The sequence below is a fragment of the Bradyrhizobium yuanmingense genome (genome assembly GCF_025200905.1).
GTDB lineage: Bacteria > Pseudomonadota > Alphaproteobacteria > Rhizobiales > Xanthobacteraceae > Bradyrhizobium > Bradyrhizobium yuanmingense.
Window position 1 is genome coordinate 4,082,684 of the sequence record NZ_CP104173.1, and the last position, 25,698, is coordinate 4,108,381.

A 25,698-nucleotide genomic window follows, 5' to 3' on the forward strand; every position below is an offset into this window, starting at 1 on the left:
ACCGGTACCCACTTTTCCGGATCATGCGGCGCCTTACTGGTAGATCGGGAACCGGTCGGTGAGCGCCTTGACCCGTTCCTTGACCGCAGCCTCCACCAGCGGCGCCTTGCCGTCGGAGGATTGCGCGATCGCATTGAGGACCTCGGCGATCATGCCGCCGACCTGCTGGAATTCGGCCACGCCGAAGCCGCGGCTGGTCGCAGCCGGCGTGCCGAGCCGAATGCCCGAGGTCACAAAGGGCGATTCCGGGTCGAACGGAATGCCGTTCTTGTTGCAGGTGATGGCGGCGCGAACCAGCGCCTTCTCCGAGACGTTGCCCTTCAGGCCCTTCGGCCGGAGATCGACCAGCATCAGATGATTGTCGGTGCCGCCGGAGACGATATCGAGACCATGGCCCTTCAACGTCTCGGCCAAGGCCTTGGCGTTCTCGACGATGTTCTTGGCGTAGACCTTGAAATCCGGACGGAGCGCCTCGCCGAAGGCGACCGCCTTGGCTGCAATCACGTGCATCAAAGGACCGCCCTGCAGACCCGGGAAGATCGCCGAGTTGAGCTTCTTGGTCAGCGTCTCGTCATTCCACAGCATCAGGCCGCCGCGCGGACCACGCAGCGACTTGTGCGTCGTGGTGGTGGTGACGTGCGCATACGGCACCGGGGAAGCATGCACGCCGCCGGCGACGAGCCCAGCGAAATGCGCCATGTCGACCAGCAGGTAAGCGCCGACGCTGTCGGCGATCTCGCGGAAACGCTTGAAGTCCCAGGCGCGCGAATAGGCCGAGCCGCCGGCGATGATCAGCTTCGGCTTGACCTCTTCGGCCTGCTTGGCCACCGCATCCATGTCGATGATCTGGTCCTCGCGGCGCACGGTGTAGTGCGCGGCCTTGAACCACTTGCCGCTCATGTTCACGGGCGAGCCATGGGTGAGATGGCCGCCGGCGGCGAGATCCAGGCCCATGAAGGTATCGCCGGGCTGCAGCAGCGCCAGGAACACCGCCTGGTTCATCTGGCTGCCGGAGTTCGGCTGCACGTTCGCAAAGCTGGCGCCGAACAGCTTCTTGGCACGATCGATCGCAAGGTTCTCGGCGACGTCGACCCACTCACAACCGCCGTAATAGCGCGCGCCCGGATAACCTTCCGCGTATTTGTTGGTCATGACCGAACCCTGCGCTTCCAGCACGGCCCGGCTGACGATGTTCTCGGAGGCGATCAACTCGACCTCGTGGCGCTGCCGACCGAGCTCACCCTTGATGGCGGCAGCGATTTCCGGATCGGCCTGCTCGAGCGAGGCGGTGAAAAACGAATCGGGCGCGGAGGCGGACTTGGGTGCGGTCATCTTGCGAATATCTCCACCGCCGCAGCCTTTTGGCGGGCTACGGGCGGGTCTGGTGTGGCGGTCGGAAGCACGCGCGATCTACCACATCGGCCGACCGCGGCCAAGCATTTGCGGGTCGGGCCTGATATTTATGCAAGATATGGTGGGATTGGAGGTTTTCAGCCCGGGAGCGGTCTTGCGAGATCCGCTCCCCGTCAATATCCGGGTGGGGCCGCTTTGGGCCTTATTTCTTGCCAGCTGCCGCCGGGGCAGCCGGCGTCGTTTTACAGCCCGGTATACCCCGCCTTCACGGGGTCGACGCTGCCGTCGAGCTGGCGCAGATAGGTCAGGCCGCAGACCGTCAACCTATGGGTGTCGGTCTCGCCGGCTTCCATCAGGATGTTGAGGTAGTTCGTGACCTTTTCACGCGCCTCGGCGCTGGCCGCCGCGGTGCGGTTGGCGAGCAGGTCGTAGGTCTGCATGATGCGGTCGATGGCAGCTTCCATGGCATCCTCTGGTTGGTCGGGATCTTGGGGGTTTTGATCAGGCAACCGCTCTGGCCTCGGTCTGCGCCTGGAACCGGGCGATCGCCCTGTTGGCCAGCCTGATCTTGTTGAATTCGCCCTGCTGGAGCAGCTTGACGATCAGGTGAAGCAGGCGGTCGTCGGTGACGAGAGTGTCCGGGATTGCGCCGGAGCGGCGAAGGTAGTTCGCGGCGATGGCGTAGGCCTCGCTGACGAGTTCCACGTTCATCACCCGAAGCCCGCGCTCGACCAGCATCGCCGTTTCTCCGATCCGAAGAAGATAAGCGCCGAGCCCGGAACTGGTTCCTGGCTGCCGGGGGGATTTTTTCGCAGGTGCAAAAAAATATCAACGCACCGGTCCGGGGCAACTCCGGACCAGCGCGCTTGGGGAAGTTAGGCACGTTCGGGAGGGCTGCCGGTCTTGTTGCGGGCCGGCTTCGCCCAGATCCCTTTAGAACTCAGAGGCGATAGAGGATCTGGTCGGTCCAGAACCGCTCCAGGCGGTGCAGCGACTTGTTGAGGTTCGCAAACTCGTCGCCGGAGATGCCGCCGACCTGCTCCACCGTCTTGACGTGCTTCTGGTAGAGCGCATCGACGATGCGGCGGACTTCCTGGCCCTGCGGGGTCAGGCGGATGCGCACCGAGCGGCGATCGACCCGCGAGCGCTGATGATCGAGGAAGCCGAGCTCGACGAGCTTCTTCAGATTGTAGGAGACGTTGGAGCCGAGATAGTAACCGCGCGTGCGCAATTCGCCCGCGGTCAGCTCCTTGTCGCCGATGTTGTAGAGCAAGAGCGCCTGGACCGAGTTGATGTCCGCGCGGCCGCGGCGATCGAATTCGTCCTTGATCACGTCGAGGAGCCGGCGATGCAGCCGCTCCACCAGAGTCAAAGCTTCCAGATAGAGCGACTGCACCGAACCCTGCTGGCCGGAGACGCGCTCTGCGGTATCTGCCGCAGTTGCGACGGCTTTCATCATGACACTTCCCCTGTTGTCGTTTTTATCGACACTTATTCGACGAAACTTGTGTCCCGTCTGATAGGTGCAACTTAAGAGGGGCGTTTGAAGATCGGCTTAAATAAGAGAATAAAGAGATCATGAATTTAAGACAGTGAATTGCGCATTAAGCCTGTGCCACAAGTACTTTTTGAAAGCCTCTGTTGACCTTCGCAAGGTCCTGTTCACCCTCCGTCCGCCGCTGTTGTCGCATTCCAGAACAGCCCCGCCCCGTTTCGAAACGCACGCGTAAGAGCTGTGGCGGAACCGGCTGGTCAATGAAAACTTACCGCGAATTTTAGGCAACCAGCGGTCAACCAAACGCAACATTCTCCTGTCCCGGACAAGCGCAGCAAGCGGCGCGCAGACCCGGGATCCCAGAAGCCAAAAGCGAGATATCGGAAAGATGGGCCCCGGCTCTGCAACGCATCACGCCGCAAACTTCGGCGTGCTGCATTGCGTCCGGGGCACGAGAGCGTGAGCGTGAATCTCTGCGCGCTACGGCGGCCGCTCGCGCGCGGCCATCCAGGCGAGCGCAAGATAAGCGGCAAGCATGAAGACCTCGACGCCGACCACGACGAGGCTGCCGCCGTAGATTCCCGGGAACATCAGCTCGATCACGGCCATCGACACCACGGTCGTCAGCCACACCACCGCGCCCCAGGGCGTCGCCAGCCAGAGGCCGACGGCGGCGACGAGCTCGATCACCGCGAAGTAGACCGTCGCGGCCTGCCAGGCCATCGACTGGTTCTCGAACGCCTCGTCCTCGCCGCCGACGAAGCCCGTGACCTGCGCCCAGTGATAGAGGCCTTTCAGGATCGAGAGCAGCGCCATCACCCGCAGGAACAGCACCAGCCGTCGGGTCCAGACATTGTCGTCGGACTCCGAGCGCTCCGAGGAGATCGCCGCCACTGAGAGCGCGCTCTCTCGGGCAGTGTCACGGGCAGCGTCCCTGGCATTGGCGCCGCCTTGGGCCGCATCGCGGGTGGAGATCTCGGACATGGCCCCTTCTGGCTGCTTCGGCCCGCAAAATCAATCGGCTGCCCAAGTCAGGTTCAGATCTGCCTTGCGGCAGGTCAAGCCGCGGTGACGGGAACCATGCGAGCTGGTATAAGAATAATTCCAGCCGGAGGAAGAGTGATGGCGATCAAATACGGACGTCCGATCGAATTGCGCGACGTTTCGCGCCGGGACAGCACGGCAGTGCCGCATGCCCTCGATCTGACCGTCCGTCCGCGCCGCAACCGCAAGGCCGAGTGGGCCCGGCGCATGGTGCGCGAGAACGTCCTCACCACCGACGACCTGATCTGGCCGCTGTTCCTGATCGACGGCACCAACAAGCGCGAGCAGGTCGCCTCGATGCCCGGCGTCGACCGCCTCAGCGTCGACCAGGCCGTGCGCGAGGCCGAGCGCGCGATGAAGCTGACCATCCCCTGCATCGCGCTGTTTCCCTACACCGATCCGTCCCTGCGCGACGAGGAAGGCTCGGAAGCCACCAACCCGAACAACCTGGTCTGCCAGGCCGTGCGCGCGATCAAGAAGGAGTTTCCGGAGATCGGTATCCTCTGCGACGTCGCGCTCGATCCCTTCACCAGCCACGGCCATGACGGCCTGATCTCCGACGGCAAGATCCTGAATGACGAGACGGTCGCCGTGCTGGTGCGTCAGGCCTTGGTGCAGGCCGAAGCCGGCTGCGACATCATCGCGCCCTCCGACATGATGGACGGCCGCGTCGCCGCGATCCGCGAGGGGCTGGACCGCGCCGGCCTGCTCGACGTGCAGATCATGGCCTATGCCGCGAAATACGCCTCCGCCTTCTATGGCCCGTTCCGCGACGCCATCGGCTCGGCCAAGACGCTCACCGGCGACAAGCGCACCTATCAGATGGATAGCGCCAACACCGATGAAGCGCTGCGCGAGGTCGAGCTCGACATCGCCGAGGGCGCCGACATGGTGATGGTGAAGCCCGGCATGCCCTATCTCGACGTGGTCCGCCGCGTGAAGGACACGTTTGCGATGCCGACCTTCGCCTATCAGGTCTCCGGCGAATACGCGATGATCGCCGCAGCCGCGAACAACGGCTGGCTCGACGGCGACCGTGCCATGATGGAAAGCCTGCTCGCCTTCAAACGCGCCGGCGCCGACGGTGTGCTGAGCTATTTTGCGCCGAAGGCGGCGGAGAAGCTGCGGGGCCAGACGTAAGCTGTCGTAGGGTGGGCCAAGCGAAGCGGGCCCACCGATTCATCCATCGTGTAAGTCGGCGGGCAATGGTGGGGACGGCGCAAGCGCGCCTTTGCCCACCCTACAGGACCGCCCGATCACCGCCCCCGAATCGCCGGAATATTTCGGCTTGCTGCCGCCCGCGCGCCCTTGGCACGGGCATGGCCTGTTCCCATGTCCTGCGAGGGAGCTTCGCTGGGAGAACGGACCATGTCGTACAACTCGGGCAATTCAGGCGGCTGGCGCAATGACAGCGCCATGCAACCGCATGCCTACGACCCTGACCTGCATCCGGAACTGTTCCGGGGCGTCGCGACGCGGCGGGTGTTCGCCTTCCTGATCGACATGGTCGTGATCTCGGTGCCGGTGATCCTCGGCTACATCTTCATCGCCTTGTTCGGCGTGGTCACCCTCGGCATCGGCTGGGCGCTGTTCTGGATCGCCTGGCCGGCCTCCGTGATCTGGGCCATCGTCTATTACGGCGCCAGCATCGGCGGTGCGTCCTCCGCCACGGTCGGCATGCGCCTGATGGACCTGGAGCTGCGCACCTGGTACGGCGCGCCCGGCTACTTCGTGCTCGGCGCCACCCATGCCGTGCTGTTCTGGGTGACGGTCTCGTTCCTGTCGCCGTTCGTGGTGCTGGTTGGCCTGTTCAACGGCCGCCGGCGCCTGCTGCACGATTTCGTGCTGGGAACGGTCGTGATCAACAATTCGGTTCGCATACCCACTCCGCAGGCGGCGCGGACGTGGTGAGCTAATCGATTGACCGGGGGCTTTTGGAGCGCGATGCTGATGCCTGTTTCGGAGGCCCACGACGTACCTTGACCCAGCACTCGCGCGACACCCCCCAGTTTTACCTCACGGCGCCCTCACCCTGCCCGTATTTGCCGGGTCGACATGAGCGCAAGGTGTTCACGCATCTGGTCGGGGACCGCGCCGGTGACCTCAACGACCTGCTCACCCATGGCGGTTTCCGCCGCAGCCAGTCGATCGCCTACCGTCCCGCCTGCGACCAGTGCCGGGCCTGCGTCTCGGTCCGGGTCATCGCCAACGAGTTCCGCCCCTCGCGCAACTTCCGCAAGGTGATGGCCCGCAACGCCGACATCATCGGCGAGCAGCGCAGCGCGGTGCCAACCTCCGAGCAATATTCGGTGTTCCGCGCCTATCTCGACGCCCGCCACCGCCACGGCGGGATGGCCGACATGACCGTGCTCGACTACGCCATGATGGTCGAGGACAGCCACGTCGAGACCCGCATCATCGAATACCGCAAGCGCGGCCCCGACAGCGGCATCACCGGCCGCGGCGAGGAGCTGATCGCAGTGGCGCTCACCGACGTTCTCAGCGACGGCCTGTCGATGGTCTATTCGTTCTTCGAGCCTGGCCAGGTCAGCCGCTCGATGGGCACCTTCATGATCCTCGACCATATCGCCCGTGCGCGACGGCAAGGGCTGCCTTACGTCTATCTCGGCTACTGGATCGAAGGCTCCAAGAAGATGGACTACAAGGCCCGCTTCCTGCCGCAGCAGCGCCTCGCCCCCTCAGGCTGGCTGCGCATCGACGCGCAGGGCGACACGGCGTCCGAGCCGCAGGATTAGTGAATGGCGAGTAGCGAATAGGAGAACGCCCCCACTCGCTACTCGCCATTCGCCACTCACCCAAAGAACGTATCTGCCAGCAACTTCAGATTCAAAATCACGATGATGCCCGCGACGATCCAGGCGACCGCGGCAACCGACATCGGGATCGCGAACTTGCCCATCTTGCGCCGATCCGAGACGAAGCGCACCAGCGGGATCACCGCGAAAGGCAGCTGCATCGACAGCACGACCTGGCTGAACACAAGCAAATCCGCGGTGCCGCGCTCACCGTAGATCGCGGTGACGATGATCACGGGAATGATGGCGATGCCGCGGGTCAAGAGGCGGCGCGCCCAGCTCGGCAGGCGCAGGTCGAGAAAGCCCTCCATCACGATCTGGCCAGCGAGCGTCGCGGTGACCGTCGAGTTGAGGCCCGAGGCGAGCAGCGCCACCGCGAACAGCGTCGAGGCGATGCCGAGGCCGAGCAGCGGCGACAGCAGTTCGAACGCCTGCTCAATCCCGGCCACGTCGGAGTGGCCGCTCTTGTGGAAGGTCGCAGCAGCGACGACAAGGATCGCGGCGTTGATGAACAGCGCCAGCATCAGCGCGATGGTCGAGTCCGTCGTCGCCCATTTGATCGCTTCGCGCCGGCCGGTGTCGTTGCGTTCATAAGCGCGCGTCTGCACGATCGAGGAGTGCAGGTAGAGATTGTGCGGCATCACGGTGGCGCCGATGATGCCGATCGCGATGTAGAGCATGTCGGAATTGGTGAAGATCTCGCTCTTGGGCACGAAGCCCCGCAAGACCTCTGCCACCGGCGGAGCCGCCGCCGCGATCTGCACCGCGAAGCAAACGGCGATCACCACCAGGAGCGCGATGACGAAAGCCTCCAGGAAGCGGAAGCCCCGGTTCATCAGCAGCAGCAGCAGGAAGGCGTCGAGGGCTGCAATCAATGCGCCGCCAATCAGGGGAATGCCGAACAGCAGCTTCAGCGCGATCGCCGTGCCGATCACCTCGGCGAGATCGCAGGCGATGATGGCCGCCTCGCAGGCGAGCCAGAGCAGGAAGTTCACCACCCGGGGATAGGAGGCGCGGCAGGCCTGCGCGAGATCGCGGTCGGTGACGATGCCGAGCCGCGCCGCCAGCGACTGGAGCAGGATCGCCATCAAGTTCGAGATCAGGATGACGGAGAGCAGCGTGTAGCCGAACTTCGACCCGCCGGCGAGATCGGTCGCCCAATTGCCGGGGTCCATATAGCCCACCGAGACGAGGTAGCCCGGCCCGACGAAGGCCAGCAGCCGGCGCCACCATCGGCCCGCGGCGGGAATGGCAACGGTGGAATTAACCTCAGCGAGGCTTTTGGTGGTGGGCGCATCAGCGCGCCAGCCGGCGAGGTCGGGAGTTATGTGGGGTGATCGGGCATCCATATCGGCAGAATACCCAAGTTCATTCTTATTGCAACTCATTTGCAACTGCATCTAGCGGCGGGCATTCCCGCCGCCGATCGCGGAAATCGCCTCTTGTCGGGAAGCGGGTGGGTTTGGTGGTCATCGGGGGCCAACATTGGCGCAAATTCGCCTCTACGGGATATGCGCCATGTCAACGCCGCCTCGCCTTCCTGACACTTTCAACCGCCTCGCCTGGTCCAATCTCGCAGCGCAGTCGGCCGAGCAGATCGCGCTCGCGGCAGCGCCCATCGTCGCCGTGCTGACGCTGGGGGTGGCCGAAGGCCAGACCGGCCTGCTGCAGACCGCGCTCACCCTGCCCTTCGTCCTGTTCGCCATCCCCGCCGGCGTGTTTGCAGACCGAATTTCCCGCCGCAGGCTGATGGCGAGCGCCGAGGCACTGCGGGCGGTGGCGCTCGCGACCGTCGTGCTGCTGCTCACGCTGGAAGCCCTCAACCTGCCGCTGCTGGCCCTGCTCGGCTTCGCCGCCGTGTGCGGCACCGTCGTTTACAGCGTGGCAGCACCGGCGCTGGTGCCCTCGCTGGTGAGCTCCAACTTGTTGCCGGCGGCGAATGCGCGCATCGAGCTGGCGCGCACCATCGCCTTCGCCAGCGGGCCTGCACTCGGCGGTGCGCTGGTTGGGTGGTGGGGCGCGAGCCCGGCGTTCGGCTTTGCCGCGGCGCTCTCGGCCATCGCGGTCGTGCTGCTCTCCGGCATCTACGAGCCAGCACGTGCGCCGGCGCCCCGGCGGCATCCGCTCCAAGAGATCCGCGAGGGCGCGGCCTTCGTGTTTCACCATCCGCTGCTGCGGCCGGTCTTCATCACCCAGTTCATCTTCAACACCGGCTGGTTCCTGCAGATCGCGGTGTTCGTGCCCTACGCCGTGCGCCATCTCGGTCTGAGCGCCGCCGGTGTCGGCACGGTGCTGACGATGTACGGCGTCGGCATGGTGATCGGCGCGCTCCTCGCCACGCGCGTGATGAAGCGCATCGCCTTTGGCACCGTGGTGGGGCTCGGCCCCGTCACCGGCTTTGTCGCCGCCTTGGTGATGGCGCTGACGGTGCTGGTCCCATCGCCCTGGCTCGCGGGCTTGAGCTTCTTCCTGCTCGGCGTCGGCCCGATCCTATGGGTGATCTCGACCACGACGCTGCGCCAGTCCGTGACGCCGCCGCGCCTGCTCGGCCGCGTCTCCGCCATCAACATCATGAGCTACGGCGCCCGCCCGCTCGGTTCAGTGCTGGGCGCGCTCGTCGGCGGCCTCTGGAGCGCGGAGGCATGCCTCTATCTCGCCGCGGCGTTATTCGGCGTGCAGGCGCTGGTGATCCTGCTGTCACCGGCAGTGGGACTGGACCGGCAGCCGGACATGGTGGGAGACGAGGCGGCGGCGCGGTGCTGACCACAAGTGCATTGCGAGGAGCGTAGCGACGACGCAATCCAGGGTCCCTCCGTTGAGGGACTCTGGATTGCTTCGCTGCGTTCGCAATGACGGCGCCTGTTGAGGCCGCGGAGACTAACCCGCCAGATAGCGCTCGTAGCTGCCCCTGACCGGCTCGCTCGCGTCGACTTCCGGATCGAGCGTGTAGAGATCCTGCGCGCGGCCGATGCCGCGCAGCGCGTAGCGGCCGGTGGAGACGAGGTAGCGGCGGCCGGCGGCATCCAGGCCCTTGTAGAATTCGGACGAGGCCAAGAGCTCGCGATCCACCGAGCGGCTCATCGAGGCGATGCGGCTGACCTCGTTGACGGTCGGGCCGACCACGGTGAAATCAAGCCGGTCCTCGCTGCCGATATTGCCGTAGAAGACCTCGCCGACATGCAGGCCGATATAGGCTGACGTGGTCGGACGGCCCTCCGCCGCCCGCCGTTCGTTCAGCGCAGCGACATTCTTGCGGAACAGGTGCTCGGCGCGGAGCGCGGCCCGCCGCGCATCCGCCATGTCCTCGCCCCAGAACATCGCGAGCACGCCGTCGCCGATCAGCTTCAGTACGTCGCCGCCGGCTTCGTGGATCGGATCGATCACGGCCTGCGCATAGTCGTTGAGGAACGGGATGATCTCGTCGGGACCGATGCTCTCGCTGATGCCGGTCGAGCCGCGCAGGTCCGAATACCAAAGCACGGCATTGATGCGCTCGGTGACGCCGCGCGAGATGCGCCCGCGCAGCACCTGCTCGGAGGCGTCGCGGCCGAGATAGACCCGGCCGAGCGTGCGCGCGATGTCGACCTGCTGCGCCGACTTGATCGCGAGCCCCAACACCGGAACCAGATCGCGCAGCGCTTCCAGCTCCAGTCCGGAGAACCCGCTCGCGCGGCGGGTGGTCCAGCAGGAATAGAGGCAATCCATCAGGCCGAGCGCCCCGTTCTCGCCGAAGCGGTGGACGAATGCGAGATAGTGCTTGTGGCCCTTCTCGGCGAGTTCGCCGATCTGCGAGAAATCCATCGACGGCGCATCGGCGAGATCGATCACCATCTCGTCGTGGCCATTCTCGAGCATGTGGAAGAACACCGAGCGGCGCCAGCTCTTGGCGGCGTCGCCGTCGGCGGTCGAGCCGTATTCGAAGGCATCGCTCTCGTTGCTGGGACGATCGCTCCAGCGGAAGCCGCGGCCTTCATAGATCGGATGCAGCGTGTCGATGACGACGAGGCCACGCGACAGTTCCAGCCCCTCGGCGCAGCAACGCTCGCAGAAGCCGCGGAGCAGTTCAATTTCAGGCAGGCCCGTGAGCCCCTGGCCGGTCAGCCAGTTCATCAGCGTAAGGCGCGAGGTCAATTGCATGCGCCATTATGGCGTGCATTCGTGACGAGCGGAAGGCGGATGTCTGCATACAACCCAAAGGCTCCCCGCCGGCAGCAGGTCGAATATGCCGCAGACGCGGTTGACGCGCTCTCGCCGCGAGCTGCAAATGCGCCGATGACACGGCCGATCAGAAATACGAGGACATGACCCAGCGCCAGCTTCCGATCATCCTGGCGCTCGGCACCACGCAGACCCTCGCCTGGGCCTCCAGTTATTATCTGCCGGCGCTGCTCGCCGACCCAATGGGACGCGAGCTCGGTGTCTCCTCCAACTGGATCTTCGGTGCGTTTTCGGCCGCGCTGGTGATCTCCGCAATGCTGGGCCCGCGCATTGGACGGCAGATCGATCTCGTCGGCGGCCGTCAGGTGCTGTCGGCCTCCAACGTGACCATTGCCGCCGGCCTCGTGCTGCTTGGCATATCGCAGTCGGTGATAGTGATGGCGATCGCCTGGCTGGGGCTCGGCATCGGCATGGCGATGGGGCTCTACGATGCCGCCTTCGCGGCTTTGGGGCGCATCTACGGCAGCGAGGCGCGCAGGTCGATCACCGGCATCACGCTGATGGCGGGCTTCGCCTCCACCGTCGGCTGGCCGCTCACCGCCTGGGGCCTCGCCCATATCGGCTGGCGCGAAACCTGTTTCGCCTGGGCCGCCGCCAACATCCTGATCGGCCTGCCGCTCAATTTCTTCATGTTGCCGGCGATCAAGGGCGCCAAGCAGGCGGCGGCCACTGCCGAGAAGCCGCATGTGCCGCTCGATCGTACGATGATCTTGCTCGCCTTCATCTTCGCGGCAGTCTGGACCGTCACCGGCGCGATGGCCGCGCATTTCCCGCGCATCCTGGAGGCGATGGGGGCGACGCCAGCCGAGGCGATCGCGGCCGGCGCATTGATCGGGCCGGCGCAAGTCGGTGCCCGCATGCTCGAGGCCGGCTTCCTCAGCCGCTTCCATCCGCTGTGGTCGACGCGGCTCGCCTGCCTCACCCACCCGCTCGGCGCCGTGATCGTCGCGATCTTCGGCGGCGCTGCGGCGAGCGCGTTCGCGTTGTTCCACGGCTCCGGCAACGGCATCCTGACGATCGCCCGCGGCACCCTGCCGCTGTCGATCTTCGGCCCGAAGGATTTCGGCTATCGCCTCGGCATCATCGGCGCGCCGGCACGGATGGCGCAGGCGGTGGCGCCGCTCGCCTTTGGCCTGCTCATCGACCTCATGGGCGCCAAGGTGCTGATCGTCTCATCCGCGCTCAGCCTCTCGGCGCTGGCCGCGCTGTTCCTGATCCGCGCCGGCCGGCGGCCGGATTGACCAGCACGCGGCAATCCATTGCGCCGCCGTGAAGTGCTCGAGCGCTGCAAAGCTGCCTTTCGCCAACCCCGCCAGCACCAGTACGACGGCGCCCGCGCCCATGCCGACGGTGAGAAAACCGAGCGCGCTCGAGCGCTGCATCAGCGGTCGCGACAGCACGTTGTAGAACGCCATGCAGAACACCGCACCGGTTATGATCACTCGCCGCGCCATGCGCCCGGTGGGCTTTGCGCGAGGCCAGCCGCCAGCGCCGCCGACACGCCGAGCAGAAACGCGCAAGGCAACAGGCAGAGAAAGCCGATCCCCCAACGCAGGGTCGCGAGCAGGACGGGATCGGCGCCGCCGACGAGGTAGCGGGTGACGGCCGCGGCAGTCCCGCCGAAGCTGCTCGAGACAAGCGCGATCGTAACTCCGCCCCACTCGCCCACGACCTTCTCCTGTCACGGAGCTTTCGCGGGCCCTAGCATGATGCTGTTGCCACCCTTGTGGCAGCGGCCTCAGGGAAAGGTCAGTCGGTAAAACTCCGGCGCCATCCTCTGGCTGTCGCGCTGGGCGGTTGTCGTGGTTGATCCAGAGCTGCGCCTTCTCCTTGGCGAGCGTGTCTGCGATCTTCTGCATCGAGGCCGGCGGCGGCCGGAAGCTTGCCCCGACCGGATGCCCTTCCAGCTGGCGCGCTCTTCGCCCACATCACGGCGGATAGAGATCGCCATCACCTCGCTTCTCGTCCGGAGGGCTGGCTGGAGCATCGTGCACCGTCAACGGTCGCCGATCCGCAACCAATCGCGCCAGCTGCGGCGCGGCGGCGCTGGTACCGATGAGCCGAAACACCACGCCGCTTCGATTGCCCCCGGCACGTACACCCTGCAGAGCATCTGACTCGTCGCAGAACAGCGCATAGTCGGGACCAACTCGCCGTGGGAGCGGCCCGGTTCGTGCGGGGCCCGCCGACGAATAAGGCGACTTGCGTTTCGGCGCCGACAGAATGTAGCCGCCGGCCACCTGCACACCCGCGACGCTGTCCGTACCGATCCCGTTGAGGGTGCCCAGGCGAGAAACAAGCGAGCCGGTCTTGTCAAATTCCCCACCGGCATACGTGCAGCCGGCCTCGGCCGCGCGGCCCGCCTCCCATCCGGCGTCGATGAAGTACGAACGCTTCGCACCCGTGCGCATGTTCATGTTCGGATCGGTACGTGCCACATAGGCATGAACCTCGCTCCCCAACTCGATGCCCTCCACCTTGATCTTCCAATTCCCATGCTCGGGCACCATGCCGGCTCCCGCGATGGTGGGCTCGACCGCAATCAGCCACACCCTATTGTCACCCCAGTCAACGGGGGCATACGCACCGGTATAGGGCGGAAGCGCCGGTGCAGCGGGCGGCGGGGGTGGGGGACCGGGAGGCGCTGGACCGGCAGTCGACGAGGAGCTACGACCGCCGGGCGAGGTGAGCGTAACAATGACATTGTCCGTGCAGTTCTTCTTCATCCAGACTTCGGCAAAGCAGAGCACGGTATTGTCGGGGGGAAGGCGCCACGTCCATTCGACATGGTCGGGCTCTGCCATGGTTTGCCTGACGAAATGGATGTGCCCATCGCTCAGATAGTTGTTGCCGGCAGGCAGGAAGACGTCGAGCTTTGGACTTACGGAAACGCCGTCATAGTGGGTGACAAGCTCCCTCAGCTTGCCCTCGAGCTCCGACGTGCCGTTGTGAGGTCCGGTTGTCGGCCCGTAGCTGACATTGATCACCACGTTCGTTGTGCCAGAATCGACAAATGACATGATGTAATCGACTGCATCGGCGACGTAACCCTTCAGCCAGACGCCGGTCGCGTCACGAAGGCAGCTCTCGGGAAACTGCACGAACACGATATCTGCTTCGCAAGCGGGATCGGTCAGGGGATCTCCGGGCTGCCAACTTGGCGGATCGCGGCGCGCGATGCGTGCCGAGAGCGGAATGCGTCCGGCGAGGACATCCATTACATGTGCACCATGCGAGGCCTGATGCTTGAGGGTCTTGAAACCTCCACGCGCGTAGCAGCCATCCTCGTCGATCGTGTTTGCCCTCTTGTGCAACTGGATCCAGTCGTTGAGCCCAACCACGCCGGATATGGAGTCTCGAAGGAACTCGAGGCCGTAATTGAAATCGAACGGCTTCTCGCCAAAGACGTCGGCACCTACCGGGATCGGGACTCGGCCTGCGTGCTCGTTCTGATCCCAGACACCGCGCACGCGTGTCCCGGATGCGACACCCGCGATCCTTTTGACAAACTGAGCGGCCGCGAACGGACAGCCATCGTCGATCACGCCGATGAGGAGAGGTGTCGGTGGTTGTTCGCTCGCGGACCTGTTGCGCTGCGCACCCTTTTGTATGGCCGTCGGCTTCAACGGGAGGGACAGCTCGACCCGGGATACGTTGTCGTCCCACGCCCGGAAACTGTCCTTCTCGACAGCCCTTATGTAAGCCCGCATGGTCAGATATCGCGAGTTCGGGCTGGTCAGCCCGAATTCGGCGCCGAAGTCACTAGGACTCATGGCTCTCACAAAATTATCGGCCAGCCCGGCGTGCTTAAGCTCCACGAACAGGAATAGCTTGGACTCCTGCTTGTCGAAAAAATCGAAGTTCTTAAATTCGCTCGCGATTGCGTACCGGAGGTACGGGTCGAAGCATCTCGGCAATTCCTCGGCCATGGAATGCTCTCCACTTCGGTTGCAGGGACGTGTTTCCTACGGAAATCTTGTCGAAACTTCGTAGTAGGCCTTGTCCCATAGTTCCTTCATCAGGAGGGACTGCGTAACAGTCCCTCCTGTGGTTTCCGAATAGAACTTGTTGGCATTGAGCGCCTGGTCAGCATGGAAGGGATTGAAATCCGTGCGAGAGTTACTGTCGGCGTGGCTGGCGTTGAATTTGCGGCTCTTGGTTGCCGTGCTCCCGAGACAACGGCCGACGAAGTACTCGCCCAAGGCGATACCCAGCATCCGCCCTGCCATGCTGTCGACTGGAAAATGGACTCCGGCCACGACCCGATTGGTTGCGATTCGTGCGGCCTGCCGGTCGAGCTGCTCAACGATCTCCGGGAATCCGGATGTCGTCTTGTGCAGGCTCAATAGCCGTTTCAGCACGTAGGCTACCGCGTAAGCCTGCGTCGCATGTCCGCTCGGGAAACTTCCGTGTCCCGGCGTCGTGATCATCGGCTGAACCTGGGCGTTGTATTCCACGGGACGCGAGCACCCCAGCGCATGCTTGAAGCGCATTTCCACGTAAACGCAGAATTGCAGGACCATGTTGATGAGCTCGAATGTCCGCCTGGTCCTCTCGGGATGCAGGTAGACGATCGAGGACCAGAAGGCATACTGGGGATCGATCTGCGCCATGATTTCTGTGGCGCGTTCGTTGCGCAGCTCGGCCCAGCTCACGACCATCTCAATCTGGTCTTGAAACGTCGATTGGACCGGACGCCCTAACTCCGCAATCACGTATGCGGGCGAGCGAACCAGGAATGCGTTCGGATCGGCGCCCGACACCTGAAGGGTGATGCCCTGCAGCATCTCCCCGACCGCTGTGTAGGCGCGCACCCACGGCTCCCAGCGATCCAATTGGGCTGGGTCTTCGATCGCCGGCAAGGCCGGCGCGTAGTAGTAAAAATACGGAGAGGTCGGTCGCTCCGGAACAACGATTGTCCCTTCGCGAGCGTGGATGAGTGCATCCACCATGATGGGATTGGCCCAGACGTCGCCGAGCGTGCCAATTATCGCCCCACCGGCCCCTCCAGCGCCGCCCGCTCCGCCTGCACCTCCTGCCCCCTGCGCCGCCGGCTCCGCCAGCACCACCTGCACCGCCTGCTCCTCCCGCCCCGCCTAGTTGAGCCATTGCCTGCCTCCTTATGAAAACAAGTCGGTATGAGGTTAGTCAGCCTGTCGTCGGTAGTCCTGCCACTTCGAGGCAGCGAGCCCAGTGCCTGCCTGTTTCGAGATGCGCATTGGGGAGGCGCCCGATGTATCGATCTAGGGTCAAATGCGGCTCGAGCTCGCACATCTTGCCCAAGGCTTCGCGGGCCTCCGCGACCCGTCCCTGCGAAACGAGTGCGATAGCGAGGACCCGCCACGTAGACGGATGCATGCGATTGAGAATGAGAGATGAGCGCGCGAGCTCTTCCGCCTCGTCGTATCGATGCGCCGATAGAAGCGCCGTGGCGCCCAGGGACTCGAAATAATACCGCTGCGGATCGAGCGGGGAGAGTTTCAGAGCGCGCCGCGTTGCGTCCACGGCTGCCTCGCCGTCGCCTTTGAAGGCGTCGACGGTGCCCCGGTAGAGCCAGCCCAACGCGTGGCTGGGGTTGGCATCGACGGCCTGCTCGCACCGCTTTCGGGCAGCGTCCAGATCCTTCAACATGTGACAATAGACGAAGCCTTCGGTCGCAAGCGCAAGCGCGTCGGACGGGTCACGGTCGAGCGCCGCGCGAGTGGCGCTCAAGGCCTCGGCGGCCTCGCGTTTGCGGTCCTCGGACCAGCCGCGCGTCATGCGCAGGATGTACCAGTTGGCGAGCCAGGCGCGCGGGGCAGCTATTCGGCCGTGGCGATTGATCAGTTCCTCCAGCACCGTCCGGGTCTGGAGAAACTCCTCCCTGCTCGACCGGTGCATCAGGCGGATGCTGCCAAGCAGCAGCGAGTAGCTTTCTAGCGTCGGTAACGGCTGGGTCAGGATATGCTCGACCTCGGCATCGAAGACCGACAGATGCACTGCAGCGGCGATGCGGTGAGCCAGTTCGCTCTCCGGCTGCAGCAGATCGCCGATATTGCCGCTCAGGCGGTCGGTCCAGACGACTTGATTGGTTCGCGCCGCGGACAGCTCCGCCGTCACCAGAATCCGGTCCGCATCGACCACATAGCTGCCGCTGAGAATGTAGGTGGCACCGAGATGCGCCGATACTTCCGCCACATCGCTGACCCTGCCGCGAAATATGTTGGTCGACAGACGCGAGATCACCTTGAGGTTCGCCGATCTGGAGAGGCACCAGATCACGCTGTCCGCGATCAGGTTACCAACGTCGAGATGCTCCTCCGCGTCCTTGCGCGCGTCGAAGGGGATGACGGCGATCGTCGGCTCCATGGGAGTTCCATAGTCTCGCCGAGCTGCGAGGCTTGGGTGTGGACTGGCCGGACCAACGCGGTAGGCGCGAACCGGCTTGTCAAAGTGCTTGAGGATACAGTCGCCCAAATCTTCGCACAGCGCATCCACTCCGTGCGTCAGCTCGTCGCGCGCCGCAGCGCTGCCAATCGTCTCCCCCGGACTGGCCAGGCTGGCAAGAGCTGTCGCCAGTTGCTCATGCGCGGCCTCGCTGGCGATGGTTTCACCGGGACCGGCAAGAGTTGCGAGCCGGGCTGCGAGGTTGATGCCGGTGCCATAGATGTCAGTGCCGTCACTCCAGGCGGTGGAGGAGTTGATCCCCGCACGAAGCTGGAAGTGTTGATCTTCAGGCCGCCCGGTGTTCTGAACGGCGATACTCCGGTGCATTTCGGCGGCGGCATTGACGGCATCACGCACGGATTCGAAGCGGGCCATGAGCCCGTCTCCGAGGCTCTTCACGAGGCCGCCGCGATAACGCGGCAGAATTTGGCCGGTGGCAAGTTGGACGAAGTCGGTCCATCGACGCACCGCGGACGCCTCATGCTCCCGCATCAGACGCACGGACTCGACGAGGTCGACCAAGAGGACCACGGTGTCCTGCTGCACGAGGCCCATTGCTCGTCTCTCCGAAGCCCGGCCTCCGCTGACCGGGCTCTCAGGTGAATGGCCCTTAAGGCCGGTACTGCTTCACTACCTTGATGTTGACCGGACCTTGCCCGGCAGTTGCGAACTCAGCGCACGCACGTCCTCATCGAGCGCACGTCAATCCATACTGCGCAGCTGGCCGCTCGGTTATGAACCAGATCACGATTTGCGAAACGCCCGGGTGGGTCGCAATCGCGACAACTCAAAATGAAAACGCAAACTTCTTCTCGTCATGCGCGAAGTCACGTTCACTCACCGCTAATGCGGGCAGGTCTCGACCTCGACCGTGACGTGGCTGAGGCCCTTCAGCCCGGCGAGCCGCCGCTTGTAGACGGCCGGCTGCTTCGGCTTGTCCGACACCACCGAGAGCAGCACGGCACAATGGCCGGGGCCGACCTGCCAGAGATGCAGGTCGGTGACGCGATCCTCACCGATCTCCATGCGGGCGCGGATCACCCGCTCCAGCTTCTCGTCGGCGCGCACGTCGAGCAGCACCGCACCCGATGATTTGATCAGGCCGAATGCCCAGCTCGCGATCACGGCGCTGCCGATCAGACCCACCGCCGGGTCGGCCCAGACCCAGCCGGAATACATGGCAAGGCCGAGCGCTGCGATCGCCAGCACCGAGGTTGCGGCATCGGTCATGACATGGACATAGGCCGCGCGGAGGTTGTTGTCGTGCTGATGCTGGTGACGATCGTGCTCGTGGTCATGCTCAGCGTGGTCATCATGCGGATGGCCATGGCCGTGGTGATGATCGTGGCTGTCGCGCAGCAGCCACACGCTGGCGAGATTGACGCCCAAGCCGAGAGCAGCCACGGCCATTGCCTCGCCGTAGACGATCGGCACCGGATTGATCAAGCGCAGCACGCTCTCATAGGCGATCTCGACCGCGATCAGGCCGAGGATGATCGCGCTGGCGAAGGCGGCAAGATCGCCGAACTTGCCGGTGCCGAAGGTGAAATGCGCATTCCCCAGATGCCGCCGCGCGAAGCGATAGGCGAAGGCGGCAATGCCGAGCGCCGCCGCATGGGTGCCCATGTGCCAGCCGTCGGCGAGCAGCGCCATCGAACCGAACAGCGAGCCGGCGACGATCTCGCCGACCATCATGACCAGCGTCAGCACGACCACGAACCAGGTGCGGCGCTCGTTGTCGTCGTGCTTCTCGCCCAGGAAGGCGTGGTCATGGGTCCATTGTTCGATGGAATGGGAATGCATCGAATTCTCCCGAAGATTCAGCTCTGTTGGCCTCCAATATAGACGGCAGGCACCAATTTTCTAAGGACCAATCGTCCCGCGGATTGACAGTGCTTCTTAGTTTCGCTGTAATCTGCGCCATGGGGATTTGAGCGATCTCCCCACGAGGCGACAGGCCCAAGCATCGCGTCCCGTTTGGTTCTCGAGGACGCATCATGTCTACATTCACGACCATCTCATCCGACAAAATGGCACGGCTGATCGGCACGGCGAATGCGCCGGTTCTGATCGATGTGCGCACCGAGCAGGATTTCGCCGCCGACCGGCGGCTGATTCCCGGCTCCATCAAGCTCGGCCACGACAACGTGGCGGACTGGGGCGGCGCCTTCGCCGGCCGCCGCGCCGTAGTCTCCTGCCTCCGCGGCGAGAAGCTCGCGCAAGGCACCGCGGCCTGGTTACGCCAGCTCGGCGCGCAGGCCGAAACGCTGGAGGGCGGCTTCGAGGGCTGGAAGGCGGCCAAGCTGCCGCTGGTCGACGCCCGCAAGCTGCCGCCGCGCGATGCCAAGGGTCGCACCGTCTGGGTGACGCGGGCGCGGCCGAAGGTCGACCGCATCGCCTGCCCGTGGCTGATCCGCCGCTTCGTCGATCCGGGCGCAGTGTTCCTCTATGTCGCGCCGTCCGAGGTGGTCGCCGTCGGCGAGCGGTTCGGCGCAGCGCCCTTCGACATCGAGAACGTGTTCTGGAGCCACCGCGGCGAGCTCTGCACCTTCGACGTGATGATCGAGGAGTTCGGCATCGCGACTCCGCCCCTGCTGCGCCTCGCGACGCTGGTGCGCGGCGCCGACACCGCGCGACCCGACCTCGCGCCGGAGGCGCCCGGCCTGCTCGCGGCCTCGCTCGGGCTGTCGCGCATGTATGACGACGACCTCGAGCAGCTCGAGGCCGGCATGCTGCTCTATGATGCCTTCTACCGCTGGTGCCGCGACGCCACCACCGAGACTCACAACTGGCCGACCAACAAGGTGAAGGCGTAATGGACGTTCGCGCCGATCAAGCGGGAGCTGGTGCCGGTCACGGCATCAGCTTCAACGAAGCTTTCCGCGTCTGGCTCCGTGTCGCCTGCCTGAGCTTTGGCGGGCCCGCGGGCCAGATCGCGGTGATGCACCGCATCCTGGTCGAGGAGAAGAAGTGGATCTCCGAAGGCCGTTTCCTGCACGCACTGAACTATTGCATGCTGCTGCCGGGACCTGAGGCGCAGCAGCTCGCGACCTATGTCGGCTGGCTGATGCATCGCACCGCCGGCGGGCTGATGGCGGGCGGGCTGTTCATCCTGCCCGGCATCATCGCCATCATGGGCCTCAGCTACATCTATGCCGCCTTCGGCAATGTCAGCTTCGTCGAGGCGCTGTTCTTCGGGCTCAAGGCGGCCGTGCTCGCCGTCGTCGTCGAGGCGGTAGTGCGCGTCGGCAAGCGCGCGCTGAAGAACCGCATCATGATCGCGCTCGCAGGCATCGCCTTCGTCGCGATCTTCTTCTTCGCGGTCCCCTTCCCGATCATCATCATCGCCGCCGGCCTCATCGGTTATGCCGGCGCCCGAAGCGGCCGTCCGGAATTCGCGCCGGCCGGTCACGGCCATGGCGGCGGCGCCGCGATCGACAGCATGCTCGGCGAGGCCGTGCCCGATCACGTCCGGCCGAACACGGCGCGCGCGATCCGCGTCGGTGCATTGTGGCTGGCGCTTTGGCTGGTGCCGGTGATCGCACTGCTGATGGCCCTGGGTCAGGCCAATGTGTTCAGCCAGATCGCGCTGTTCTTCTCGAAGATGGCGCTGGTTACGTTCGGCGGCGCCTATGCGGTGCTGGCCTATGTCGCCCAGCAGGCGGTCGAGCATTATCATTGGCTCAAGCCGCATGAGATGCTCGACGGTCTCGGCATGGCCGAGACCACGCCGGGCCCGCTGATCATGGTGTTGCAATTCGTGGGCTTCATGGCGGCCTATCGCGACCCTAGCGGCCTGTCGCCGATGCTCGCGGCCACGCTCGGCGGCCTGCTCGCGACCTGGGTTACCTTCATGCCCTGCTTCCTCTGGATTTTCGTCGGCGCGCCCTACATCGAGCGCCTGCGCGGCAACGCGGGCCTCGCCGGCGCGCTCAGCGCGATCACCGCCGCCGTGGTCGGCGTGATCCTCAACCTGTCGATTTGGTTCGCGCTGCACATCCTGTTCCGCGAGACCGTGCCGGTGCATGCGTTTCCGCTGAACTTCGACATGCCGGTGCTGAGGAGCGTCGACGTGCCGGCGCTGGTGCTGGCGATCGCGGCGGCCACCGCGATCTTCCGGTTCAAGCTCGGCATGCTGACGGTGCTGGCGGGCAGCTGCGCGGCGGGCGTGGCGTTGCGGATGGCCGGGGTGATCTGATGCCAGGGACGTGACTAATCGTGAGTCCAGGATGAGTTGGAACGCCGCGGCCGAACGCCACCTAGGCAGGGGGCGTTTGGAGAAACAGCGATGCGTTTCCTTCTGGTTTTCAGTTTTCTGATCACCTTGGTCGGCGCTGCCGACGCCGCACAGGCGCGTCATCCACACCGGCGGCACGCGATTGTCCATTCCGGTCAGGGTATGGTCCCGTCCGGTCCAGCTTCGGGCTTCGCCTACGCGCCGCCGCCGGAAACCTCAGCTTATCCTGGCGCCACTGAACCTTATTTCGGCGCTTCTCAAGGTTATGCGCCCGGCGAAAAGGAGCGGTTTCTTCGCAGTTTGTTCAGTCCGTAGGGCCCGTGCCACCCCTAGGCCTTGCGCTGTCGCGGCGAGGGCGTGGGAAAGCTGCTGAGTTGAATCCCGCAGCCTTCCCTTATTCACGTCAATAAGCGCCGACCTTTGTTAGCGTCGGGTTGGATCGTTTGTGCCGCCCGGACGGATGGTCTGAGGACCGCCCTGGCCGGAACCCGCGCCACTGCCGCCGCCGGCGCCTACGCTGGATCCCGTCGAACTGCCGGTACCTGCATCGCCCGCTCCCGTTCCACCCGCCGCGCCGCTCGTTCCGCCGCTGGTTCCTCCGGCCCCGGCGCTAGCGCCCGCACCCGCGCCGCCCGCTCCACCTGCGCCGGCCCCGCCTCCGGCACCTCCGCCCGCCTGCGCATGGGCGAACCCGATCGAGGCGCCGGCAAGCAACGCACACATGGCTACTGAGAAGATTGTCTTTCGCATGGTTCAAACTCCGATTGACGATGACATGCCAATCGAAGCCGCGCGCAAACGTTCCTGATGATATTCGTCGGAGGCTTTCAACATCGCTAGGAACGATGTTGCGCAACGTTCAATTGATTCCAGTCCCGCGGCCACTCGACGTACCCTTCCGCGTAGCGCGCACGACTCATCACATGGCAGATCCTGGCCGCTGGCTATCGCATCATCATCCGCGCGATCGCTTCCCCGATCACCACCGTCGTGAAGTGCGTGTTGGCGCGGCAATCGGACGGCATGATCGAGGCGTCGGCGACGCGAAGGCCGCTGATCCCTTTCACGGTACCATCGGGGTTGACCACGCCATCGGGGTCGTTCCCGCCGCTCATGCGGCAGCTGCCGGCGGCATGCTGGATGTCGCCGGTCTCGCGGCGCAGCACCGCGTCGAGCTCGTGATCGGGCAGGCTGGCGGCCTGCGGCAGCGTCAAATCCGTGTCAGCGAGCCTGATCCAGTCGGCGATGCCTGACAGCGCCGGCTGCGACGTGATGACCGCGAGGCGTTTCACCGCATCGATCATGCGCAGCATGTCGCGCGGATCGGCCAGCATGTTCTCCTCGACGACCGGATCGATTGCAGGATCGGTCGAGGCCAGCTTGAGCGTCCCGCGCGAATAGGCGTTGAACAGCCCCGCGCCGATCGCTCCGGGGTTCCCGATGCCGCGATGATTGAAGGCGATCAGGATCATGTCGCGCTTGCCGCCATTGGCGAGGCCGGAGGAATAGGTCACGCAGCAATTGGTGTGGCGCGTATCCGGATCGGTGGGACGAAGCTCGTCCCGGAGCTGGATCGTGGCGCGAAACAGCGGATGGTCGAAGAAATGGCGGCCGACCGGCAGATCGCGCGTGACAGCAATCCCCATTGCCTTCAACTCCTCGGCCGGCCCGATGCCCGAGCGCAGCAGGATCGCCGGACTGTGGATGGCGCCGGCGCACAGCACGATCTGGCGGGCGCTGATCTCCTGGGTGCCCTGCCCCTCGACATGAACGCGGACACCGGTCGCCCGTCCGTCGCTGATCAGCACGCGATCGACCAGCGCATGCCCGCGGATCTCCAGGTTGGCGCGCCCGCGTGCGGGCTCGAGATAGCCCTCATTGGTGGTGATGCGGCGCAAGTCGCGGCTGTTGATGGGGTAGCACGCAACGCCCTCGCCGTCCGGACCATTGACGTCGGCGCACCAGGGATAGCCGCTCGCAAGTGCCGCATCGCGCAAGCCGCGGTCGATCGGACCCCACTTTTGCAAAGGCGCGCGGTAGACCGGCAGTGGCCCGCCGCGGCCGTGGCCCTCGACATCGCCGAATTCCAGATCGTCCTCGATCACCGAAAACAGCGGCATCACCTCTTTCGCCGACCAGCCGGTGCAGCCATTGGCCGCCCATTCGTCGAACGCATCGGCAACGCCGCGGATCGCGATCTGGCCGTTCATCATCGACGAGCCGCCGAGCCCCTTGCCGCGCCAGTAGAAGCGCGGCTCCTGCCCAGCGACGCGGCGCGTCAGAAGATCGGGCCATTGCCATTTCTCCTGGTACTCGCGCTTGTGGATGATCGGGATCGGATTCGGCGTCCGCACCTCCCAGGGCGCCTCGTCGGCGCGCCAGTCGAGCCCCGCCTCGAGCAGCAGGACGCGCCGTGCGGGATCTTCGGAGAGCCTTGCGGCCACGGCGGCGCCGGCGGAGCCGCCGCCGACAACAATGACATCGTACATCGCGCTACTTCTCAACGTTCCAGAACACCGGGATGGCGGACGGTATCAGACCGCGCAAAGTCGCGCGATAGGCGGCCGGCTGCGCGAACTGGCCCCACGGGATTCCGGGCGCCTGATCGTACATGACGGCCTGGATCTCGCCCGCGATCTTCTTCCGGTCCGCCTCGGCCGGCGCCTTGGCGAAGGCTTCCATCAGAGGGGTGATACGCGCATCGCATTGCCAGCCGGTGAAGTCGGCACAGTTGAAGGCAACCATGACATTGGTCAGCGGCGAGCCGAGGTCGAAGCCGCCGGCGTGGACGCCATAGACGCTCCAGCCCTCCTTCTTGGCGCGGCGCGCCAGCACGCTCGCCCAGTCCATCACCTGCAGATCGACGTTGAAACCTGCAGCCTTCAGCCGCTCGGCGAGCACCTGCGCCGAAACGCGCGGGGCTTCGAGGTCGTTGGCCTGCATCACGACGACGGGCTCGCCGGCATATTTGGTCGCCTTCAGCGCAGCCTTCGCCGCTTCGATCGAGGGCTTTGCGGCGGCTTCCGTGCCGGCCTTGCTCTCGTATGTGGTGCCGCAGGTGAAGTAGGTCGCGCAAGGGGTGGCGTATTTGGCGTCGAGCCCGAGCGCATCCAGCACTTCGCGCTGGTCGACCAGCTTCCACAGCACGCGGCGGATCTCCGGATCATCGAACGGCTTCGAGGCCGCGTTGAGACGGTAGGCGCCGGCGAACATGTTGCCGCCGGTGAAGTTGACGAGCTTGACGCGCGTGTTCTTCTCCAGCTGCGGCAGCAGATCGAACGGCGCGTACTGCATGAAATCGATTTCGCCGGCCTGCAGCGCAGAGGCGGCAGTCGCACCATCGGGAATGACGCGGACCTCGAGCGTGTCGACATTGACGCGCTTGCCGCCGGCCAGGAAGTCCGCGGGCTCGGGACGCGGCACATAGTCGCCGAACTTCTTCAGGATCATGCGGTCGCCGGTGCGGTGGTCGGCCTTGCTGTAGACGAACGGGCCGGAGCCGACGATCTCGGTGGTGCGCTGGTCGCCGGGCGTCCTCGCGATGCGTTCGGGCATCATGAAAGCGACCGGGCTGACGGGATTGCCGAGCGCGTCGATGACGAGGCCGGACGGCTCCTTCAGCGTCAGCACGAAGGTTTTCGCATCGACCGGCTCGAGCGAAGCCGTGATCGCGAAAATGCGGCGGCCGAGTGCGCTGCGGGTGCCCCAGCGACGCAGCGAGGCCACGCAATCGGCTGCCGTGACGGGCTGGCCGTCGTGCCATTTCAGGCCGTCGCGCAGCGTGAACGTATAGGTCAAGCCATCGGGCGAGACTTTCCAGTCCTGCACCATTTGCGGCTTGATGTCGCCCTTGGCATCCTTCGCAAACAGCGTGTCGAACACCATGTAGCCGAACGTGCGCGAAATATAGGCCGTGGAGAAATGCGGATCGAGCGTGACGATCTCCGCCTCGAGCACCGCGACGAGATTGCCCGCCGCATGCGCGGGCGCCGCCACCAGCGCAAGGCCGAACAGCGCGGGAATGAAAGTCTTCAGTTTGAGCATTGGGGTGTTTTTGCCTTTTGACCAGCCGTTTGCGTTCAGCAGGAAAAAAGCAATGTTCGTGCCCA

At 64.9% G+C, this 25,698-nt stretch carries 23 protein-coding genes; 8 read left to right on the forward strand and 15 right to left on the reverse strand.

Features of this window, described 5'->3' with window-relative positions:
- Positions 1 to 33 precede the first annotated feature (33 nt).
- The 5 genes from glyA to N2605_RS19215 form a co-directional block, all read right to left on the reverse strand.
- Positions 34 to 1,332, reverse strand: a complete 1,299-nt coding sequence (gene glyA / locus N2605_RS19195; protein ID WP_036025480.1) for a serine hydroxymethyltransferase — start codon at positions 1,330 to 1,332, stop codon at positions 34 to 36.
- Between the two features lie 263 nt (positions 1,333 to 1,595).
- Complete coding sequence (locus tag N2605_RS19200; protein ID WP_025036694.1) at positions 1,596 to 1,817, reverse strand: hypothetical protein; 222 nt, start codon at positions 1,815 to 1,817, stop codon at positions 1,596 to 1,598.
- 37 nt (positions 1,818 to 1,854) lie between these two features.
- Positions 1,855 to 2,091, reverse strand: a complete 237-nt coding sequence (locus N2605_RS19205) for a hypothetical protein (RefSeq protein WP_036010478.1) — start codon at positions 2,089 to 2,091, stop codon at positions 1,855 to 1,857.
- A 202-nt stretch (positions 2,092 to 2,293) separates the two neighbouring features.
- Positions 2,294 to 2,812 carry a transcriptional regulator LdtR gene (gene ldtR / locus N2605_RS19210; protein ID WP_036025481.1) on the reverse strand — a complete coding sequence of 173 codons (519 nt, stop codon included), beginning with the start codon at positions 2,810 to 2,812 and terminating at the stop codon, positions 2,294 to 2,296.
- Positions 2,813 to 3,328: 516 nt separating this feature from the next.
- Positions 3,329 to 3,832, reverse strand: a complete 504-nt coding sequence (locus N2605_RS19215) for a DUF6163 family protein (RefSeq protein WP_025036697.1) — start codon at positions 3,830 to 3,832, stop codon at positions 3,329 to 3,331.
- 138 nt (positions 3,833 to 3,970) lie between these two features.
- On the opposite strand from N2605_RS19215, the gene hemB reads away from it, so the two are divergent.
- From hemB to N2605_RS19230, 3 genes are all read left to right on the forward strand, one after another.
- The gene (gene hemB / locus N2605_RS19220; RefSeq protein WP_036025484.1) at positions 3,971 to 5,032 is read left to right on the forward strand and encodes a porphobilinogen synthase; all 1,062 of its coding nucleotides are present in this window, start codon (positions 3,971 to 3,973) and stop codon (positions 5,030 to 5,032) included.
- 228 nt (positions 5,033 to 5,260) lie between these two features.
- On the forward strand, positions 5,261 to 5,803 hold the full coding sequence (locus tag N2605_RS19225) for an RDD family protein (protein ID WP_260342060.1): 543 nt from the start codon (positions 5,261 to 5,263) through the stop codon (positions 5,801 to 5,803).
- A gap of 68 nt (positions 5,804 to 5,871) precedes the next feature.
- On the forward strand, positions 5,872 to 6,648 hold the full coding sequence (locus tag N2605_RS19230) for an arginyltransferase (RefSeq protein WP_036014979.1): 777 nt from the start codon (positions 5,872 to 5,874) through the stop codon (positions 6,646 to 6,648).
- Positions 6,649 to 6,704: 56 nt separating this feature from the next.
- On the opposite strand, the gene N2605_RS19235 is transcribed toward N2605_RS19230, so the two are convergent.
- Positions 6,705 to 8,057, reverse strand: a complete 1,353-nt coding sequence (locus N2605_RS19235; protein ID WP_036014980.1) for an Nramp family divalent metal transporter — start codon at positions 8,055 to 8,057, stop codon at positions 6,705 to 6,707.
- 169 nt (positions 8,058 to 8,226) lie between these two features.
- Here N2605_RS19235 and N2605_RS19240 point away from each other — a divergent pair, with 169 nt between their 5' ends.
- Positions 8,227 to 9,471: an MFS transporter gene (locus N2605_RS19240; protein WP_260342061.1), complete on the forward strand. Its 1,245-nt coding sequence runs from the start codon at positions 8,227 to 8,229 to the stop codon at positions 9,469 to 9,471.
- A 114-nt stretch (positions 9,472 to 9,585) separates the two neighbouring features.
- Here the strand turns inward: N2605_RS19240 and N2605_RS19245 are convergent, their stop codons facing one another.
- Positions 9,586 to 10,845 (reverse strand): adenylate/guanylate cyclase domain-containing protein, encoded by a 1,260-nt coding sequence (locus N2605_RS19245; protein WP_036014983.1) that lies wholly within the window; start codon positions 10,843 to 10,845, stop codon positions 9,586 to 9,588.
- 164 nt (positions 10,846 to 11,009) lie between these two features.
- Here N2605_RS19245 and N2605_RS19250 point away from each other — a divergent pair, with 164 nt between their 5' ends.
- Positions 11,010 to 12,167, forward strand: a complete 1,158-nt coding sequence (locus N2605_RS19250) for an MFS transporter (RefSeq protein ID WP_260342062.1) — start codon at positions 11,010 to 11,012, stop codon at positions 12,165 to 12,167.
- On the opposite strand, the gene N2605_RS19255 is transcribed toward N2605_RS19250, so the two are convergent.
- The 6 genes from N2605_RS19255 to dmeF all read right to left on the reverse strand — a co-directional run bounded on the left by N2605_RS19255 (position 12,099) and on the right by dmeF (position 19,155).
- Entirely contained in the window at positions 12,099 to 12,341 is a 243-nt protein-coding gene (locus tag N2605_RS19255; protein WP_260342063.1) for a hypothetical protein, read from the reverse strand. The two genes, N2605_RS19250 and N2605_RS19255, sit on opposite strands and share 69 nt — an antisense overlap.
- 23 nt (positions 12,342 to 12,364) lie before the next feature.
- Positions 12,365 to 12,595 (reverse strand): hypothetical protein, encoded by a 231-nt coding sequence (locus N2605_RS19260; protein ID WP_109143537.1) that lies wholly within the window; start codon positions 12,593 to 12,595, stop codon positions 12,365 to 12,367.
- A 259-nt stretch (positions 12,596 to 12,854) separates the two neighbouring features.
- Positions 12,855 to 14,855 (reverse strand): S8/S53 family peptidase, encoded by a 2,001-nt coding sequence (locus tag N2605_RS19265; protein ID WP_109143536.1) that lies wholly within the window; start codon positions 14,853 to 14,855, stop codon positions 12,855 to 12,857.
- Between the two features lie 36 nt (positions 14,856 to 14,891).
- The gene (locus tag N2605_RS19270) at positions 14,892 to 16,001 is read right to left on the reverse strand and encodes a phosphatase PAP2 family protein (protein WP_260342064.1); all 1,110 of its coding nucleotides are present in this window, start codon (positions 15,999 to 16,001) and stop codon (positions 14,892 to 14,894) included.
- Positions 16,002 to 16,074: 73 nt separating this feature from the next.
- Positions 16,075 to 17,907, reverse strand: a complete 1,833-nt coding sequence (locus tag N2605_RS19275) for an adenylate/guanylate cyclase domain-containing protein (protein WP_036025493.1) — start codon at positions 17,905 to 17,907, stop codon at positions 16,075 to 16,077.
- A 288-nt stretch (positions 17,908 to 18,195) separates the two neighbouring features.
- Entirely contained in the window at positions 18,196 to 19,155 is a 960-nt protein-coding gene (dmeF, locus tag N2605_RS19280) for a CDF family Co(II)/Ni(II) efflux transporter DmeF (protein ID WP_225148425.1), read from the reverse strand.
- A gap of 194 nt (positions 19,156 to 19,349) precedes the next feature.
- On the opposite strand from dmeF, the gene N2605_RS19285 reads away from it, so the two are divergent.
- The 3 genes from N2605_RS19285 (at position 19,350) to N2605_RS19295 (ending at position 21,904) form a co-directional block, all read left to right on the forward strand.
- Positions 19,350 to 20,168, forward strand: a complete 819-nt coding sequence (locus N2605_RS19285; protein WP_057029754.1) for a chromate resistance protein ChrB domain-containing protein — start codon at positions 19,350 to 19,352, stop codon at positions 20,166 to 20,168.
- Entirely contained in the window at positions 20,168 to 21,550 is a 1,383-nt protein-coding gene (gene chrA / locus N2605_RS19290) for a chromate efflux transporter (RefSeq protein WP_260342065.1), read from the forward strand. Before N2605_RS19285 ends, chrA begins: the two co-directional genes overlap by 1 nt.
- Before the next feature lie 90 nt (positions 21,551 to 21,640).
- Entirely contained in the window at positions 21,641 to 21,904 is a 264-nt protein-coding gene (locus tag N2605_RS19295) for a hypothetical protein (RefSeq protein ID WP_146207726.1), read from the forward strand.
- A 629-nt stretch (positions 21,905 to 22,533) separates the two neighbouring features.
- Here N2605_RS19295 and N2605_RS19300 read toward each other — a convergent pair.
- Positions 22,534 to 24,078: a GMC family oxidoreductase gene (locus N2605_RS19300; protein WP_260342066.1), complete on the reverse strand. Its 1,545-nt coding sequence runs from the start codon at positions 24,076 to 24,078 to the stop codon at positions 22,534 to 22,536.
- 4 nt (positions 24,079 to 24,082) lie between these two features.
- Positions 24,083 to 25,633, reverse strand: coding sequence for an ABC transporter substrate-binding protein (locus N2605_RS19305; protein WP_036025509.1), 1,551 nt, complete (start codon positions 25,631 to 25,633; stop codon positions 24,083 to 24,085).
- Positions 25,634 to 25,698 lie beyond the last annotated feature (65 nt).

What these genes read in the sequence shown, in the direction of transcription:
- N2605_RS19275 (WP_036025493.1), bottom strand. Translation starts at nt 17,907, where the DNA reads ATGGGCCTCGTGCAGCAGGACACCGTGGTCCTCTTGGTCGACCTCGTC.
- N2605_RS19215 (WP_025036697.1), bottom strand. Translation starts at nt 3,832, where the DNA reads ATGTCCGAGATCTCCACCCGCGATGCGGCCCAAGGCGGCGCCAATGCC.
- N2605_RS19200 (WP_025036694.1), bottom strand. Translation starts at nt 1,817, where the DNA reads ATGGAAGCTGCCATCGACCGCATCATGCAGACCTACGACCTGCTCGCC.
- N2605_RS19205 (WP_036010478.1), bottom strand. Translation starts at nt 2,091, where the DNA reads ATGCTGGTCGAGCGCGGGCTTCGGGTGATGAACGTGGAACTCGTCAGC.
- N2605_RS19305 (WP_036025509.1), bottom strand. Translation starts at nt 25,633, where the DNA reads ATGCTCAAACTGAAGACTTTCATTCCCGCGCTGTTCGGCCTTGCGCTG.
- N2605_RS19255 (WP_260342063.1), bottom strand. Translation starts at nt 12,341, where the DNA reads ATGGCGTTCTACAACGTGCTGTCGCGACCGCTGATGCAGCGCTCGAGC.
- N2605_RS19295 (WP_146207726.1), top strand. Translation starts at nt 21,641, where the DNA reads ATGCGTTTCCTTCTGGTTTTCAGTTTTCTGATCACCTTGGTCGGCGCT.
- N2605_RS19245 (WP_036014983.1), bottom strand. Translation starts at nt 10,845, where the DNA reads ATGCAATTGACCTCGCGCCTTACGCTGATGAACTGGCTGACCGGCCAG.
- glyA (WP_036025480.1), bottom strand. Translation starts at nt 1,332, where the DNA reads ATGACCGCACCCAAGTCCGCCTCCGCGCCCGATTCGTTTTTCACCGCC.
- hemB (WP_036025484.1), top strand. Translation starts at nt 3,971, where the DNA reads ATGGCGATCAAATACGGACGTCCGATCGAATTGCGCGACGTTTCGCGC.
- N2605_RS19235 (WP_036014980.1), bottom strand. Translation starts at nt 8,057, where the DNA reads ATGGATGCCCGATCACCCCACATAACTCCCGACCTCGCCGGCTGGCGC.
- N2605_RS19300 (WP_260342066.1), bottom strand. Translation starts at nt 24,078, where the DNA reads ATGTACGATGTCATTGTTGTCGGCGGCGGCTCCGCCGGCGCCGCCGTG.
- N2605_RS19240 (WP_260342061.1), top strand. Translation starts at nt 8,227, where the DNA reads ATGTCAACGCCGCCTCGCCTTCCTGACACTTTCAACCGCCTCGCCTGG.
- chrA (WP_260342065.1), top strand. Translation starts at nt 20,168, where the DNA reads ATGGACGTTCGCGCCGATCAAGCGGGAGCTGGTGCCGGTCACGGCATC.
- N2605_RS19285 (WP_057029754.1), top strand. Translation starts at nt 19,350, where the DNA reads ATGTCTACATTCACGACCATCTCATCCGACAAAATGGCACGGCTGATC.
- N2605_RS19250 (WP_260342062.1), top strand. Translation starts at nt 11,010, where the DNA reads ATGACCCAGCGCCAGCTTCCGATCATCCTGGCGCTCGGCACCACGCAG.
- dmeF (WP_225148425.1), bottom strand. Translation starts at nt 19,155, where the DNA reads ATGCATTCCCATTCCATCGAACAATGGACCCATGACCACGCCTTCCTG.
- N2605_RS19265 (WP_109143536.1), bottom strand. Translation starts at nt 14,855, where the DNA reads ATGGCCGAGGAATTGCCGAGATGCTTCGACCCGTACCTCCGGTACGCA.
- ldtR (WP_036025481.1), bottom strand. Translation starts at nt 2,812, where the DNA reads ATGATGAAAGCCGTCGCAACTGCGGCAGATACCGCAGAGCGCGTCTCC.
- N2605_RS19225 (WP_260342060.1), top strand. Translation starts at nt 5,261, where the DNA reads ATGTCGTACAACTCGGGCAATTCAGGCGGCTGGCGCAATGACAGCGCC.